Source organism: Halopseudomonas sp. SMJS2, from assembly GCF_029866945.1.
Lineage (GTDB): Bacteria > Pseudomonadota > Gammaproteobacteria > Pseudomonadales > Pseudomonadaceae > Halopseudomonas > Halopseudomonas bauzanensis.
The window spans coordinates 2171026-2186351 of sequence record NZ_CP123445.1 but is presented as its reverse complement, the minus strand read 5'-3'; the positions used below and the strand labels follow the sequence as shown (position 1 = coordinate 2186351).

The 15326-nt window shown below is 62.9% G+C and carries 13 protein-coding genes and 1 pseudogene; 11 read left to right on the top strand and 3 right to left on the bottom strand.

The window, feature by feature from the left end:
• Positions 1-2 precede the first annotated feature (2 nt).
• The 5 genes from motD to QAO71_RS10210 all read left to right on the top strand — a co-directional run bounded on the left by motD (position 3) and on the right by QAO71_RS10210 (position 3456).
• Positions 3-878, top strand: a complete 876-nt coding sequence (gene motD / locus QAO71_RS10230; RefSeq protein ID WP_074778209.1) for a flagellar motor protein MotD — start codon at positions 3-5, stop codon at positions 876-878.
• A 31-nt stretch (positions 879-909) separates the two neighbouring features.
• Entirely contained in the window at positions 910-1704 is a 795-nt protein-coding gene (locus QAO71_RS10225; protein WP_036993534.1) for a ParA family protein, read from the top strand.
• Positions 1705-1810: 106 nt separating this feature from the next.
• A complete protein-coding gene (locus tag QAO71_RS10220; RefSeq protein ID WP_280164313.1) occupies positions 1811-2509 on the top strand; it encodes a CheW domain-containing protein in 699 nt (232 codons plus the stop codon).
• Positions 2510-2575: 66 nt separating this feature from the next.
• The gene (locus QAO71_RS10215; protein ID WP_036993533.1) at positions 2576-3055 is read left to right on the top strand and encodes a chemotaxis protein CheW; all 480 of its coding nucleotides are present in this window, start codon (positions 2576-2578) and stop codon (positions 3053-3055) included.
• 5 nt (positions 3056-3060) lie between these two features.
• Positions 3061-3456, top strand: coding sequence for a DUF2802 domain-containing protein (locus tag QAO71_RS10210; RefSeq protein ID WP_136869705.1), 396 nt, complete (start codon positions 3061-3063; stop codon positions 3454-3456).
• A gap of 72 nt (positions 3457-3528) precedes the next feature.
• Here the strand turns inward: QAO71_RS10210 and QAO71_RS10205 are convergent, their stop codons facing one another.
• From QAO71_RS10205 to ubiG, 3 genes and pseudogenes are all read right to left on the bottom strand, one after another.
• The gene (locus QAO71_RS10205) at positions 3529-4272 is read right to left on the bottom strand and encodes a YciK family oxidoreductase (RefSeq protein WP_036993531.1); all 744 of its coding nucleotides are present in this window, start codon (positions 4270-4272) and stop codon (positions 3529-3531) included.
• The gene (locus QAO71_RS10200) at positions 4265-4945 is read right to left on the bottom strand and encodes an HAD-IA family hydrolase (protein ID WP_280164312.1); all 681 of its coding nucleotides are present in this window, start codon (positions 4943-4945) and stop codon (positions 4265-4267) included. The genes QAO71_RS10205 and QAO71_RS10200 overlap by 8 nt, the downstream gene beginning before the upstream one ends.
• A gap of 1 nt (position 4946) precedes the next feature.
• Positions 4947-5647: pseudogene (gene ubiG / locus QAO71_RS10195) on the bottom strand (bifunctional 2-polyprenyl-6-hydroxyphenol methylase/3-demethylubiquinol 3-O-methyltransferase UbiG).
• Between the two features lie 213 nt (positions 5648-5860).
• On the opposite strand from ubiG, the gene QAO71_RS10190 reads away from it, so the two are divergent.
• From QAO71_RS10190 to QAO71_RS10165, 6 genes are all read left to right on the top strand, one after another.
• On the top strand, positions 5861-6871 hold the full coding sequence (locus QAO71_RS10190; protein WP_280164311.1) for a s-methyl-5-thioribose-1-phosphate isomerase: 1011 nt from the start codon (positions 5861-5863) through the stop codon (positions 6869-6871).
• 182 nt (positions 6872-7053) lie between these two features.
• Positions 7054-9687, top strand: coding sequence for a DNA gyrase subunit A (gene gyrA, locus QAO71_RS10185; protein ID WP_280164310.1), 2634 nt, complete (start codon positions 7054-7056; stop codon positions 9685-9687).
• A gap of 8 nt (positions 9688-9695) precedes the next feature.
• Positions 9696-10781: a 3-phosphoserine/phosphohydroxythreonine transaminase gene (gene serC / locus QAO71_RS10180; RefSeq protein ID WP_280164309.1), complete on the top strand. Its 1086-nt coding sequence runs from the start codon at positions 9696-9698 to the stop codon at positions 10779-10781.
• A gap of 5 nt (positions 10782-10786) precedes the next feature.
• Positions 10787-11884, top strand: a complete 1098-nt coding sequence (gene pheA / locus QAO71_RS10175; protein WP_036993522.1) for a prephenate dehydratase — start codon at positions 10787-10789, stop codon at positions 11882-11884.
• Positions 11885-11971: 87 nt separating this feature from the next.
• Complete coding sequence (hisC, locus tag QAO71_RS10170; protein WP_280164308.1) at positions 11972-13084, top strand: histidinol-phosphate transaminase; 1113 nt, start codon at positions 11972-11974, stop codon at positions 13082-13084.
• Between the two features lie 31 nt (positions 13085-13115).
• A complete protein-coding gene (locus tag QAO71_RS10165) occupies positions 13116-15326 on the top strand; it encodes a bifunctional prephenate dehydrogenase/3-phosphoshikimate 1-carboxyvinyltransferase (protein WP_036993580.1) in 2211 nt (736 codons plus the stop codon).

The window sequence follows — 15326 nt, the reverse complement described above, 5'->3', positions numbered from 1 at the left end:
CCATGCGCCGCCGCCGCGAAGAGGAGCACGTCAATAATGAGCGCTGGATGGTGTCCTATGCGGACTTCATTACCCTGCTGTTCGCCTTTTTCGTGGTGATGTATTCGATTTCCTCGGTCAATGAAGGCAAGTACAAGGTCCTCACGGAATCGCTGATCGGCGTGTTCAGCCAGGCACCGAAAACTGCCGAGCCGATCCAGATTGGTGAGCAGACGCCACGCACCCTGGCGCCGGTGCAGGAAGCGCCGCCGGCGTCGTCGCTGATGGGGGCCGGGGCTGACAGCGGCACCGGCGATGACCCGCTGGAGACCATTGCCGAGGCCATGCAGGCCGCCTTTGGTGAGCTGATCTCGGTGGGGGATCTGCAGATTCATGCCAACGAGCTGTGGATCGAGATCGAGCTGAATTCCGGTTTGCTGTTTCCCAGTGGCGACGCACTGCCACTGGATGGCGCCTTTGGGTTGATCGAGCGGATCGCTGGCATCCTGGCGCCCTATGACAATCCGGTGCATGTCGAAGGCTTTACCGACAACGTGCCGATCAAGTCGCAGGTCTATCCCACCAACTGGGAGCTGTCTGCGGCGCGGGCGGCGAGCGTGGTGCGGCTGCTCAGCGCCGGTGGTATCGGTGCTGGCCGGCTAGCAGCGGTCGGCTATGGCGAACACCGGCCGGTGGCCGATAACGCCACGGCGGCGGGGCGGCGCGCCAATCGCCGGGTGGTGTTGCTGGTCTCGCGCTATACCGAAACCCGGCACCAGCCGGCGACGGAAGGTGCGGCGGATTTGCAGAATATGCGTCAGGCCCGGGCCGAGAGTGCTGATGGCGGTCGGTCGATGGTCAATGCGGGTAACGGCAGCGGCATGCAGGGGATCAACTGATGCGGCAGCAAACGGTTAGGAGTACAGCGACATGAGAGTCTGGGCAGTAGCCAATCAGAAAGGCGGAGTGGGCAAGACCACTTCGGCGGTGGCCTTGGCCGGTCTGCTGGCGGACCAGGGCAAGCGCGTGCTGGTGGTGGACCTGGACCCCCATGGCTCGATGACCAGTTACTTCGGCCACGACCCGGACCGCCTTACCAGCAGCGTCTTCAACCTGTTCCAGCATCAGGGGCGGGTGCCCGAGGGGCTGGCAGCGGCATTGCTGCTGGATACCTCCCATGAGCACATCCGGCTACTGCCCTCGAGCACTGCGCTGGCAACGCTGGAACGGCAGTCGGCGGCCCAGGGCGGGTTTGGCCTGGTAATCTCCCGCGCCCTTGAGCAACTGCGTGGGGATTTCGATTTCGCGATCATCGACAGTCCGCCGCTGCTGGGTGTTTCCATGATCAACGCGCTGGCCGCCTGCGAGCAGCTGGTGATTCCGGTGCAGACCGAGTTCCTCGCCATGAAGGGGCTGGAGCGCATGGTCCATACCCTGAACATGGTCAACCGCTCGCGGCGCCAGGCGCTGCCGTACACCATCGTGCCCACGCTGTTCGACCGCCGTACCCAGGCCTCGCTGAGCACCCTGCGTACGCTGCGGCGCGATTATGCCGACCAGCTGTGGCAGGCTTACGTGCCGATTGACACCAAGCTGCGTGACGCGAGCTTGGCCGGTATCGTGCCGTCGCGCCTGGAAAACAATGCCCGCGGTGTGCTGGCCTACCGTGCGCTGTTGCGCTACCTGCTGGTACATGTAATGCCGAATTCGAGGGAGGTGGCCTGAGTGGCGGTGCAGCGCTGTTGGCTAATGCTCGGCGCCCCGCGGCCGATAACCTGATAGACCCGGCCGTGCCGGCTTCGCAGATTCGATTCGGAACCCCAGACGACAAATGAACAACCCATTGCCCGTACAGCATTATGTTCCCGAGCAGACCATCCAGTCCTATCTGGATGCGCTGTTGCAGGACGCCGCCATGGAGCTGGCGCTGGCTGAGCAGGCGCCTCAACCGGTGGCGGGGCCGGAGCCCATTGCACCTGGGCCGGCCATTGCCGCTGTGCCGGAACCGGTAAAGGCGCAGCCGCTGATCGAGCAGCCCGAGCCGGTTGCGCCTGCCGCTGCGGCCACGCCGGCCTGGCGTGAAGCGCCCTTCGAAGCCCTGTTGTTCGATGTCGGCGGCCTGACTCTGGCGGTGCCGCTGATTTCCCTGGGCAGCATTCATTCCCTCGATGGCCCGATCACGCCGCTGTTCGGCCAGCCGGATTGGTTTCTCGGCCTGTTGCCGACCCAGGCGGGCAACCTGAAGGTGCTGGATACCGCCCGCTGGATCATGCCGGAGCGTTACGCGCCGGAGCTGCGTGACGCTCTGCGCTTCGTGATTTCCGTGCAGGGCCACGAGTGGGGCATGGCGGTGCATGGCGTGAGCCAGTCGATTCACCTGGACCCGGCTCAGGTGAAGTGGCGATCCGGGCAGGGCAAGCGGCCCTGGCTGGCGGGCACAGTAATCGATCAGATGTGCGCGCTGGTGGACGTGGAGGCGCTTGCCGAACTGATCACCGCTGGCAAACAGGCCGATGCGCGATTAGGATGAATCCCATAACTCCCTACCCAGCTGCAGAGCCTGGCAGGGAATCTACAAGGTTGAGAGCTGAACAAGATGAAAGACAATACCGCACAGCGCGCCGACGATCCGATTCTGCAGTGGGTGACCTTCCGCCTGGATAATGAAACCTACGGCATCAACGTGATGCAGGTGCAGGAAGTGCTGCGCCATTCCGAAATCGCTCCGGTCCCCGGTGCACCGTCTTATGTGCTCGGTATCATCAACCTGCGGGGCAACGTAGTGACGGTCATCGACACTCGCCAGCGCTTTGGTCTGGTGTCGGCGCCGGTCACCGACCAGACCCGTATCGTCATCATCGAGGCGGATCGCCAGGTGATCGGCATCCTGGTCGATAGCGTGGCGGAAGTGGTCTACCTGCGTCAGTCGGAGATCGAGACCGCACCGAACGTCGGCACCGACGAGTCGGCCAAGTTCATTCAAGGCGTCAGCAACAAGAACGACGAACTGCTCATTCTGGTCGATCTGGAAAAGATGATGACCGAGGATGAGTGGGCCGAACTGCAGGATATCTGAGCCATATGGAAGAGCGCTCGCTGCTGCTGTTGGCTGGATTGCTGCTGGGTCTGTTGGTCGCCGCGCTGGTGGCTTCGGTCCTGGCGGTCCGGCGGCTGGGGCAGCGACAGCTTGAGCTCAAGGCCGCGACCGAGGTCCGGTTGGATAAGCTCAATCAGCGGCTGGCTGAATACCAGCAGAGCCATATTCGCATGGGTGAAGAGCTGATCAGCCTGCGCAACAAGCTATCTCAGTTGGAAAACAAGCAGCAGCGGCTGGAACAGCAGGACATGCACACCATGCCCTACAATCAGGCCAGCCGCCTGGTCGGCATGGGCGCCAGCCTTGACGACCTCATGCAATCCTGCGGCCTGACCCGCAGCGAAGCCGAATTGATGCTCAAGCTGCACGGCAACAAATAAGACTTCATCGCTGTCATGATTCTGCACACGCCCCGCTAGGGGCGCGACAAATGTGCAAAGACGGCCTCTCGGTTACCCACGCGCGTCCAGTGCCTGGCCATTCACGCCTTTGCTATCCGGTCCGAGCAGATACAGGAAAACCGGCATGATATCCGCCGGCTCCGGGTTCTTCTCCGGTTCTTCGGCGGGGTAGGCGGCCTTGCGCATGGCGGTGCGGGTGGCGCCGGGGTTGACGCTGTTGACGCGGATCTCGCTGGTGCCGTCCTGTTCGTCGGCCATTACCTGCATCAGACCCTCGACAGCGAACTTGGTGACCGCGTAGGGCCCCCAGTAAGCTCGCGCCTTGCGGCCAACGGTGGAAGACAGGAAAACCACCGAGGCATCAGGTGCGGCGCGCAGGAGGGGGAACATCGCCTTGCTCAGGAAGAAGGGCGCGTTGACGTTGACCTGCATGAGTTCCAGCCAGGCTTCGTGCTTGACGCTCTCGATCAGCGTTCGCGGACCGAGCTGAGCGGCGTTGTGTACCAGGCCGTCGAGCTTGCCGAAGGTGTCGAATAACTGGTCGGCCAGATCGTTGTAATCCTTCTCCACGGCGGTTTCCAGATTCAGCGGGCAGATCGCTGGCTGCGGGTGGCCTGCGGCCTCGATCTCATCGTATACGGCTTCCAGTTTGCTCAGGGTGCGGCCGAGCAGCACCACGGTGGCACCGTGGGCGGCGCAGCTCAGCGCACAGGCCCGGCCGATGCCGTCGCCGGCACCGGTCACCAGTATCACTCGTCCTTGCAGCAGGTCAGCGGGGGCGCGGTAGTCAAACATGGCAAAACTCCTTGGTCCGTTGCTGCTCCAGCCAGGGGCGCAGAGCAGCGGCATTCTCGATACTGTAACTGGCATTCCAGTGTTGCGGATCATCGCCCGCTGGCAGGTAACCGTAAAGGGCGGCAACGGTGCGCATGCCGGCAGCCTGACCCGCTTGGATGTCGCGCAGATGATCGCCCACGAAGACGCTGCGCGCAGGATCCACGCCCATCTCGGCGCAAGCCTTGAGCAAGGGTTCCGGGTGTGGCTTGCCGTGCGTGACCTGATCCGGGCAGACCAGGCTGGCGCAGCGCTCGCTCAAGCCGACAGCTTCCAGTAACGGGATGCTGAAGCAGCTCATCTTGTTGGTCACCACGCCCCAGGACAGCCCCTCGGCATCCAGCCAGTCGAGTAGCTCGGGAACGCCAGGAAAAGGACGGGTGTGCACCGCCAGCTGACGTTGATAGCGCTCGAGAAAGTCGTCGCGCAAGCCGGCGAAGTTGGGGTGTTCTGGGGTGATGGAGAAGGCTGCGCAGAGCATGCCGGCTGACCCATCGGACACCGTCGAGCGAATCAGGTGCAGCGGCGATTCCGGCAGGCCACGATCCTGGCGCATGCTGTGGATGATCGCCAGAAAATCATCGGCAGTGTCCAGCAGGGTGCCATCCAGGTCGAACAGAACGCTGTCCAGCATCTCAGACTCCGCGCTGGCAGTGGATCATGTAATTGACGTCCACATCGTTGGCCAGCTTGTAGTGACGCAGCAGCGGGTTGTAGGTCAGGCCGATAATGTCCTGCATATCCAGCCCCGCGTCGCGGGACCAGCGGCCCAGCTCGGCCGGACGGATGAACTTGGCATATTCGTGGGTGCGCGCGGCAGCATGCGCAGCAGGTACTCCGCACCGACGATGGCGAATGCGAAGGACTTGGGATTACGGTTGATGGTCGAGAAGAACACATGGCCGCCGGGCTTGACCAGGGCGGCACAGGCGCGGATCACCGAGGCGGGGTCCGGGACGTGCTCGAGCATCTCCATGCAGGTCACCACGTCGAAACGGCCCGGGTGCAGTTCGGCCATTTCTTCGGCGGTGCACTGCTGGTATTCCACTTCCACACCGGATTCGAGCTGGTGCAGGCGGGCCACGGATAGCGGCGCCTCACCCATGTCGATGCCGGTGACGCGGGCGCCGCGCTGGGCCATGGCCTCGGCGAGAATGCCGCCGCCGCAGCCGACGTCGAGCACTTCCTTGCCAGCCAGCGCGGCTTTCTCATCGATCCAGTTGGTACGCAGCGGGTTGATCTCATGCAGCGGCTTGAATTCGCTTTCGCGATCCCACCAGCGGCTGGCCAGGGCTTCGAATTTGGCGATTTCCGCCCGGTCGACATTCAGCGTCATCATGATCCCCTCGTTGAATCTGCCTGGCCCCGTTCGGGGGCAGGCGTTCAGTGTGTTCACAAGGGGCTGGCTGCCCCCTTCGTCCATCGTATGGCTGGCAGTATACCCTCTGGCTTTTGCAGCGGGCAGCGACATTTGTTCACGGGGCGAGGTCGCCCTGCAGTCATTCAGTGCGCCCCCGGGTATAATGACGTTTTCCCGCTGGAGTCGTTCATGCAGTTTCAACCCCAAAGTGCCGACCAGCGCGGCGTCCAGGCCCTGGAGTGGTGCGGTGACAGCCTGCGCATCCTTGATCAGCGATACCTGCCTGAAGAAACTCTCTGGATCGAGTGCCGTGATGCCGTGTCGGTGGCCGAAGCGATTCGCGATGGCGTGCTGCAGGGTGCGGCTTCCGTGGGCATCGCGGCGGCCTATGGCATCGCTCTGGCAGCCAGGCATATCGGCCAGGCCGCGGACTGGCCGCAGGCGCTGAGCGCAGACTTCGCCCTGCTCGCGGCGGCGCGGCCGTCGGCTGAGCACCTCGGCTGGGCTCTGCGGATGCTGCAGGATCGGCTGCGCCGGCCGCTGGGCGTGGCGGCAGATGTGCCGGCGTTGCTGGCCGAGGCAGCGATCGCCATCCATACCAGTGACGATGAAGCCAACCGCGCCATGGCCAAGCTGGGCGCGCAAGTGATCCGCCGGCATGATCGCCAGCCCCAGGCATTGCTCACCTTTGGTCACGGTAGCGCCCTGGGCGTTATCCGGGCTGCCCATGACGCTGACCTGGTTTCCCGGGTGGACGTCTGTGCGAGTTATCCGGGCCACGCCGGCGCGATTCCTCATCTGGAACTGAGCCAGAACGATCTGCCCGCGGTGCTGCATGCTGATGCCGCTGTCGCGCATCTGATGAAAGTCGCGAATCCGAATTGGGTAGTGGTGGGCGCCGAGCGGATCGCCGGCAACGGCGACGTGGTCAATACCATCGGTACCTACGGCCTGGCGGTGCTGGCCATGCATCACGGTTTGCGTTTCATGGTGGTCGCCTCCAGTGCCAGTATCGATCTGGAATTGGAGACGGCCGACGATATCGAGCTTGGCGATGTATTGGCAGGGCAGGGCGGGCAGCCGCTGTTCGATGTGACGCCGGCCGATCTGATTGATGTGATCGTCACGGAAAAGGGTATCGTCGAGCGCCCTGATCAGGCCAGGCTGGCCGGATTGCTGAGCCCGCGACGGCTGCACTGAGCCGTTGTCCGGGTCTGCCGGGCAGGCGGTGTGAACTGGCGCTCAGGAAGGTGCGCTATCTCCCGCCGGATTCAGCAGTGTGGTATCATTCCGGGCTTTGATCCGGCACCAAGCCGGGCCCGTTCCGCGCTGCGTGCGCATTGGCACCATCAGGTCGCCAACAATAAAAGGAATGCCGTTTCATGGGTGAGCTGGCCAGAGAAATTCTTCCAGTCAATATCGAAGACGAGCTGAAGCAATCGTACCTTGACTACGCCATGAGCGTGATCGTCGGGCGGGCACTGCCTGACGTGCGCGACGGCCTCAAGCCGGTGCACCGTCGCGTCCTGTTCGCCATGAGCGAACTGAACAACGATTGGAACAAACCATACAAGAAGTCCGCCCGTGTGGTCGGTGACGTCATCGGTAAATACCACCCCCATGGCGACTCGGCGGTATATGACACCATCGTCCGCATGGCCCAGCCGTTCTCCCTGCGTTACCTGCTGGTCGACGGTCAGGGTAACTTCGGTTCGGTCGATGGCGACAGCGCCGCGGCGATGCGTTACACCGAAATCCGCATGACCAAGCTGGCCCACGAACTGCTGGCCGACCTGGACAAGGAAACCGTGGACTGGGTGCCCAACTATGACGGCACCGAACAGATCCCCGAGGTGCTGCCGACCCGGGTACCCAACCTGCTGGTCAACGGCTCCAGCGGTATCGCCGTGGGCATGGCGACCAATATCCCACCGCACAACCTGACCGAAGTCATCAACGGTTGCCTGGCGGTGATCGCCAATCCGGATATCTCCATCGAAGAGTTGATGGAGCACATCCCCGGTCCCGATTTCCCCACTGCCGGCATCATCAACGGCCGTGCGGGTATCGTCGAAGCCTACAAGACCGGCCGCGGCCGCATCTACGTGCGTGCCCGCTGCGAAATCGAGGACATCGACAAGGTCGGCGGTCGCCAGCAGATCATCATCAATGAGCTGCCCTACCAGGTGAACAAGGCGAAGCTGATCGAGCGCATCGCCGAGCTGGTCAAGGAAAAGAAACTCGAAGGCATCAGCGAACTGCGCGACGAGTCCGACAAGGACGGCATGCGCGTCGTGATCGAGCTGCGCCGGGGCGAGGTGGCTGAGGTCATCCTCAACAACCTGTACGCCCAGACCCAGATGCAGAACGTGTTCGGCATCAACGTGGTCGGCCTGCTGGATGGTCAGCCGCGTATCCTCAATCTGAAGGAACTGCTCGACGCCTTCATCCGCCACCGCCGCGAAGTGGTGACCCGTCGTACGGTCTACGAGCTGCGCAAGGCGCGTGAGCGTGGCCATATTCTCGAAGGTCAGGCGGTCGCCCTATCGAACATCGACCCGGTGATCGCCCTGATCAAGGCGTCGCCATCCCCGGCCGAAGCCCGTGAGCGCCTGCTGGCCGAAGCCTGGGAGCCGGGCGCGGTGGTCGAGATGGTCGAGCGTGCCGGTGCGGATGCTTGCCGTCCCGATGAGCTGCCTGAGCAGTACGGCCTGCGTGATGGACGCTACTATCTATCGCCGGAACAGGCCCAGGCCATCCTGGACCTGCGTCTGCACCGCCTGACCGGTCTGGAGCACGAGAAGCTGCTGACCGAATATCAGGAGATCCTCACGCAGATCGGTGAGCTGCTGCGCATTCTCAACAGCGAGCAGCGCCTGATGGAGGTCATCGTCGAGGAACTGGAGGCAATCAGAACCAACTTTGGCGATGCACGGCGTACCGAGATTCTCAACTCGCGCCTGGATCTGAGTGTGGCTGATCTGATTACCGAAGAAGATCGCGTGGTGACCATCTCCCATGGCGGTTATGCCAAGAGTCAGCCGCTCTCTGATTACAATGCCCAGCGTCGAGGAGGGCGAGGCAAGGCCGCCACGGGCGTCAAGGATGAGGATTACGTCTCGCACCTGCTGGTCGCCAACAGCCACACCACGCTGATGCTGTTCTCCAGCAAGGGCAAGGTGTACTGGCTGAAGACCTACGAGATTCCGGAAGCCTCGCGTACTGCCCGTGGTCGTCCGCTGGTCAACCTGCTGCCGCTGGATGAGGGTGAGTACATCACCACCATGCTGCCGGTCGAGGAATATACCGAAGGCTGGTTCATCTTCATGGCGACCGCCAACGGCACCGTGAAGAAGACCCCGTTGCCGCAGTTCAGCCGTCAGCGCAGCGTCGGTCTGATCGCGCTGGATCTGGACGAGGGCGATACCCTGATCAGCGCCGCGCTGACCGATGGCAACAAGCAGATCATGCTGTTCTCCGACGGCGGCAAGGTTACTCGCTTCAATGAAACCGACGTGCGTGCCATGGGCCGTACTGCCCGCGGTGTTCGGGGCATGCGCCTGGCCGAAGGTCAGCGCCTGGTCTCCATGCTGATTGCCGAGGACGGTACCGAGATTCTCACCGCCTCCGAGCACGGCTACGGCAAGCGTACGCCGGTGGAAGACTTCCCGCAGTACAAGCGTGGCGGCCAGGGCGTGATCGCCATGGTCACCAACGACCGCAACGGCCCGTTGATCGGCGCCGTGCAGGTGGTCGATGGCGAAGAGATCATGCTGATCTCCGACCAGGGCACCCTGGTGCGCACCCGCGTAGCGGAAGTGTCCAGCCTGTCGCGCAACACTCAGGGTGTGACCCTGATCAAGTTGGCCAATGGCGAGAAGCTGGTCGGCCTGGAGCGCGTGGAGGAACCGTCCGATGAGGGAGGCGAGGGCGACGTAGGCGAAGATAGTGATGTTGGCGAGACCGATGTCGGCGCGGCTGAAGATGGCGCCGGAACCACTGGTGATCAAGAGTAGAGGTTAAGGTGAGCAAGCGACTGTTCAATTTCTGTGCGGGACCGGCAGCTTTGCCGGAAGCAGTATTGCAGACAGCCAGGGACGAGCTGACCGACTGGCACGGCAAGGGTCTGTCAGTCATGGAAATGAGTCACCGCAGCGACGAGTTCGTCAGCATCGCCGAGCAGGCCGAGCAGGATCTGCGCGACCTGCTGAGCATCCCGTCGGACTACAAGGTGCTGTTCCTGCAGGGCGGTGCCAGCCAGCAGTTCGCCCAGATTCCGCTGAACCTGCTCGGTGAAGATGGCAGTGCCGACTACATCGACACCGGCATCTGGTCGCGCAAGGCCATTGAAGAGGCGTCCCGCTACGGCCACATCAATGTCGCTGCATCCGCCAGGGAATACGACTATTTCGCCATTCCCGGCCAGAACGAATGGCAATTGTCTGCCGATGCGGCCTATGTTCACTACACGCCCAACGAGACCATTGGTGGGGTGGAATTCAACTGGATTCCCGAGGTGGGTGACAAGCCGCTGGTGGCGGACGTGTCGTCCGATATCCTGTCGCGCCCGCTGGACGTATCGCGCTTCGGTCTGCTTTACGCCGGCGCGCAGAAGAACATCGGTCCCAGCGGCCTGACCGTCGTCATTGTTCGTGACGACCTGCTGGGCAAGGCCCACAGCAGGTGCCCGACCATGCTCGACTACAGTGTCGCGGCAAAGAACGGATCCATGTACAACACGCCGCCGACCTTCGCCTGGTACCTGTCCGGTCTGGTGTTCCAGTGGCTCAAGGCCCAGGGCGGTGTCGAAGCCATGGAACGCATCAATGGCGCCAAGCAGCGCAAGCTGTACGCAGCCATCGACGGTAGCGAGCTATACAGCAACCCGATCAATATTGCCGACCGCTCGTGGATGAACATTCCCTTCCGTCTGGCCGACGACCGCCTGGACAAGCTATTCCTGGTCGGGGCCGAGGAGCGCGGTCTGCTCAACCTGAAAGGTCACCGCTCGGTGGGCGGCATGCGTGCCTCCATCTACAACGCGGTACCGGAAGCGGCAGTGGATGCGCTGGTGGCCTATATGGCCGAATTCGAAAAACAGCACGGTTGAATGACATGTCAGACGAAGCGCAACTCTCTGCTCTGCGTAACCGGATCGACTCGCTCGACGAAAAGTTGCTGGAACTGATCAGCGAGCGAGCCCGCTGCGCCCAGACGGTAGCCGAGGTCAAGCAGAAGACCCTGACCGAAGGCGAAAAGCCGGTGTTCTACCGGCCCGAGCGGGAAGCCTGGGTGCTCAAGCACATCATGGAGCTGAACAAGGGGCCACTGGACAACGAAGAAGTGGCGCGCCTGTTCCGCGAGATCATGTCTGCCTGCCTGGCGCTGGAGGAGCCCCTGCGGGTGGCCTACCTGGGGCCGGAGGGCACCTTTACCCAGGCCGCGGCGCTCAAGCATTTCGGCCATTCGGTGCGCAGCATACCCATGGCGGCGATCGACGAGATCTTCCGCGAAGTGGCGGCTGGGGCGGTGCATTTCGGTGTCGTACCGGTGGAGAACTCCACCGAAGGGGCGATCAACCATACCCTCGACAGTTTCCTCGAGCATGATCTGGTGATCTGCGGTGAAGTAGAGCTGCGCATCCATCATCATCTGCTGGTGGGCGAAAACACCCGTACCGACAAGATTTCCCGGGTCTACTCCCACGCCCAATCCCTGGCCCAGTGCCGCAAGTGGTTGGACGCCCATTACCCCAATGTCGAGCGGGTGGCCGTGGCGAGTAACGCCGAGGCGGCGCGCCGGGTCAAGGGTGAGTGGAACTCGGCGGCGATTGCCGGCGACATCGCCGGCGAGCTGTATGGCCTGACCTGTATTGCCGAGAAGATCGAGGACCGCCCGGACAACTCCACGCGCTTTCTCATGATCGGCAACCAGGAAGTCCCGCCGACCGGCGACGACAAGACCTCCATCATCGTCTCGATGAACAACCGTCCGGGCGTGCTGCATCATCTGTTGCAGCCGTTCCATGACAACGGCATCGACCTGACCCGCATCGAAACCCGGCCTTCACGCAGCGGCAAATGGACCTATGTATTCTTCATCGATTTCTTCGGTCACCAGCACGATCCGCTGATCCGCGATGCGCTGGAGAAGATTCGTGAGGAATCCGTGGCGCTGAAGATCCTGGGGTCCTATCCGAAGGCGGTACTTTAACCGTAGCGGCAAGCTACCGGCGGCAGGCTGCACGCGGTTTGGCAGAGGGTTGCTCGGGGCTTGCGGCTTGTAGCTTGAGGCTTTGTCATGAGTTGCGATTTCCTCGGTCTGGCGCTGCCAGGCGTGCAAGAACTGTCCCCCTATGTACCCGGCAAGCCGGTGGAAGAGCTGGCCCGGGAGTTCGGCCTCGATCCCGCCGAGATCATCAAGCTGGCCAGCAACGAAAACCCCCTCGGCCCGGCGCCTATGGCGCTGAAGGCGATCCAGGAAGCCCTGCCGGAGCTGACCCGCTATCCTGATGGCAACGGCTTTGCGCTCAAGCAGGCAGTGTCCCGGCGTTTCGGTTTCGACTTGTCGATGATCACCCTTGGTAACGGCTCCAACGACGTGCTCGAATTGCTGGCCCGGGCGTTTCTCGCACCGGGTAGTGAAGTCGTGTTCAGTCAGCATGCCTTTGCCGTCTATCCCATCGTCACCCAGGCAGTGGGCGCAACCGCGGTGCAGGTGCCGGCCCGTGAGTGGGGGCACGACCTGGAAGCCATGGCTGCGGCCATCACTCCCGCCACCCGGCTGGTGTTCATCGCCAACCCGAACAACCCGACTGGCACCTGGATCGAGCGCGCCGAGTTCGAAGCCTTCATGGCACAGGTGCCGGAGCAGGTATTGGTGGTGCTGGACGAGGCCTACACTGAATACGTCACCGCCGATGATGCACTCAACGGCTTCGACTTCGTTGATCGCTGCCCCAACCTGATCGTCACCCGCACTTTCTCCAAGGCCTACGGCCTGGCGTCGCTGCGCGTGGGTTACGCCATCAGCCATCCGCAGGTCGCCGATGTGCTGAACAGGGTGCGGCAACCCTTCAACGTCAACAGCCTGGCATTGGCTGCTGCTGTGGCCAGCCTGGAAGATACCGCCTATCTGGCCGAAAGCCGCCGCGCCAACCGCGAAGGCATGCTGCAGCTTGAGCAGGGATTCCGTGAGCTGGGCCTGGGCTGGATATCTTCACGCGGCAACTTCATCGCCGTGGACCTGGGCCGCGAGGCTGCACCTGTCTATCAGGGGCTGCTGCGGGAGGGCGTCATCGTCCGCCCGGTAGCAGGCTATGGCATGCCCAGCCATTTGCGGGTGTCCATCGGTTTGCCGCAGGAAAACAAGCGCTTCCTTGATGCTCTGGCCCGGGTTCTGAACGGTGAATGACAGCGTCATGACGACGTCATCTGCCGAGCCGATAATCGGTCGTCTGGCGGTGATCGGTCTGGGTCTGATCGGCGGTTCCTTTGCCAAGGGCATGCGCGAGTCCGGTCTGTGCCGTGAAGTGGTGGGCTGTGATCGCGACCCGGCCACGCTGCGCCAGGCCATGCCCCTGGGCGTGGTCGACTTCATCACCGATGACCTGGCCAGCGCGGTACAGGGCGCCGATCTGATCATGCTGGCGGTACCAGTGCTGGCCATGGAGCAGGTGCTGGGCCAGCTGGCTCAGCTGGAATTGGGCCAGGCGGTGATCACCGACGCCGGAAGCACCAAGAACGTTGTGGTCGATGCCGTACGCAGGGCCTTTGGTTATCTACCGCCAGAGTTCGTGCCCGGACATCCGATTGCCGGGTCCGAGCGGAGCGGGGTGGAAGCCGCCGATGCACTGCTGTTCCGCAACCACAAGGTGATACTGACGCCGCTGGCCGAGACCAGCGAGGCCGCGTTGACACTGGTGCGCCGGAGCTGGAGGGCGCTGGGCGCGGATGTCGAGGATATGCCGCTGGCGGACCACGATGAGGTGCTGGCAGCGACCAGCCACCTGCCGCATCTGCTGGCCTTTTCGCTGGTCGACACCCTGGCCTCACGCAGCGAAAACCTGGAGATATTCCGCTATGCTGCCGGTGGTTTTCGAGATTTCACCCGGATCGCTGCCAGCGATCCGGTCATGTGGCGGGATGTGTTCCTGGCCAACCGCGACGCGGTTCTGCGCAGCCTGGACAACTTCACCCACGATTTAAGCCGCTTGCGCGCAGCGGTCGAGGACGGGGATGCCAACGCCCTGTTGGGGGTATTCACCCGAGCCCGATCCGCGCGCGAGCATTTCAGCAAGATTTTGGCCCGCAGGGCATATATGGAACCCATGCAGACTCAATCAATCAATTTCATCGCCAATCCCGGCGCCAGCGTACAGGGTCGTATCCGCGTTCCGGGCGACAAGTCCATCTCCCATCGCTCGATCATGCTCGGCTCCATTGCCGAAGGCGTGACCGAGGTCGAGGGGTTCCTGGAAGGCGAGGACAGTCTTGCCACCCTGCAGGCATTCCGCGACATGGGCGTCGTCATCGAAGGGCCACACCATGGACGGGTCACCATCCAGGGTGTCGGCCTGCACGGTCTGCAGGCCCCACCCGGGCCGATCTATGTCGGTAATTCGGGAACCTCCATGCGGCTGCTGGCGGGCCTGCTGGCCGGGCAGAACTTCACCACCGAACTGACCGGTGATGCTTCCCTGAGCAAGCGCCCCATGGGTCGTGTTGCCAATCCCCTGCGGGAGATGGGGGCAAGCATCGATACTGCCGCCGAGGGTCGTCCGCCGCTGCTGATCAATGGCGCCCAGAGCCAGCTCAAGGGGATGGACTATGTCATGCCCATGGCCAGCGCCCAGGTCAAATCCTGCCTGCTGCTGGCTGGTCTCTATGCCGAGGGCAAGACCTCCGTTACCGAGCCGGCGCCGACCCGTGACCACACCGAGCGCATGCTCAGGGGTTTCGGCTACCCGGTGCAGGTCAAGGGTGCCACCGCGACCGTTGAATCCGGCCACAAGCTGACCGGCGGCAAGATCGACGTGCCGGCGGATATTTCCTCGGCAGCCTTCTTCATGGTTGCGGCCAGCATCGCCGAAGGCTCGGACCTGACCCTGGAGCATGTGGGCATCAACCCGACCCGCATCGGCGTGATCAATATCCTGCGGGCCATGGGTGGCGACATCACCCTGAGCAACGAGCGCGAAGTGGGTGGCGAGCCGGTCGCCGATATCCGGGTGCGTTACGCGGGCCTCAAGGGTATCGAGATCCCGTTGGACCAGGTACCTCTGGCGATCGACGAATTTCCGGCGCTGTTCATTGCCGCGGCCTGTGCTGAAGGGCGCACCGTGTTGCGCGGCGCTGAAGAGCTGCGGGTCAAGGAATCCGACCGCATTCAGGTCATGGCCGATGGTCTGCAACTGCTGGGTATCAAGGCCGAGCCGACTCCCGATGGCATCATCATCGAAGGCGGCGTGATGGGCAGTGCGACCGTTGACAGCCATATGGACCACCGCATCGCCATGTCCTTCGCCATCGCCTCGCTGCGCGCCACCGGCGAGATTCGCATCACTGACTGCATCCATGTCGCCACCTCGTTCCCCGGCTTCCTCGATCTGGCGCGCTCGGTGGGCATCAATATCCGCCAGGAGGACAACGCGTGA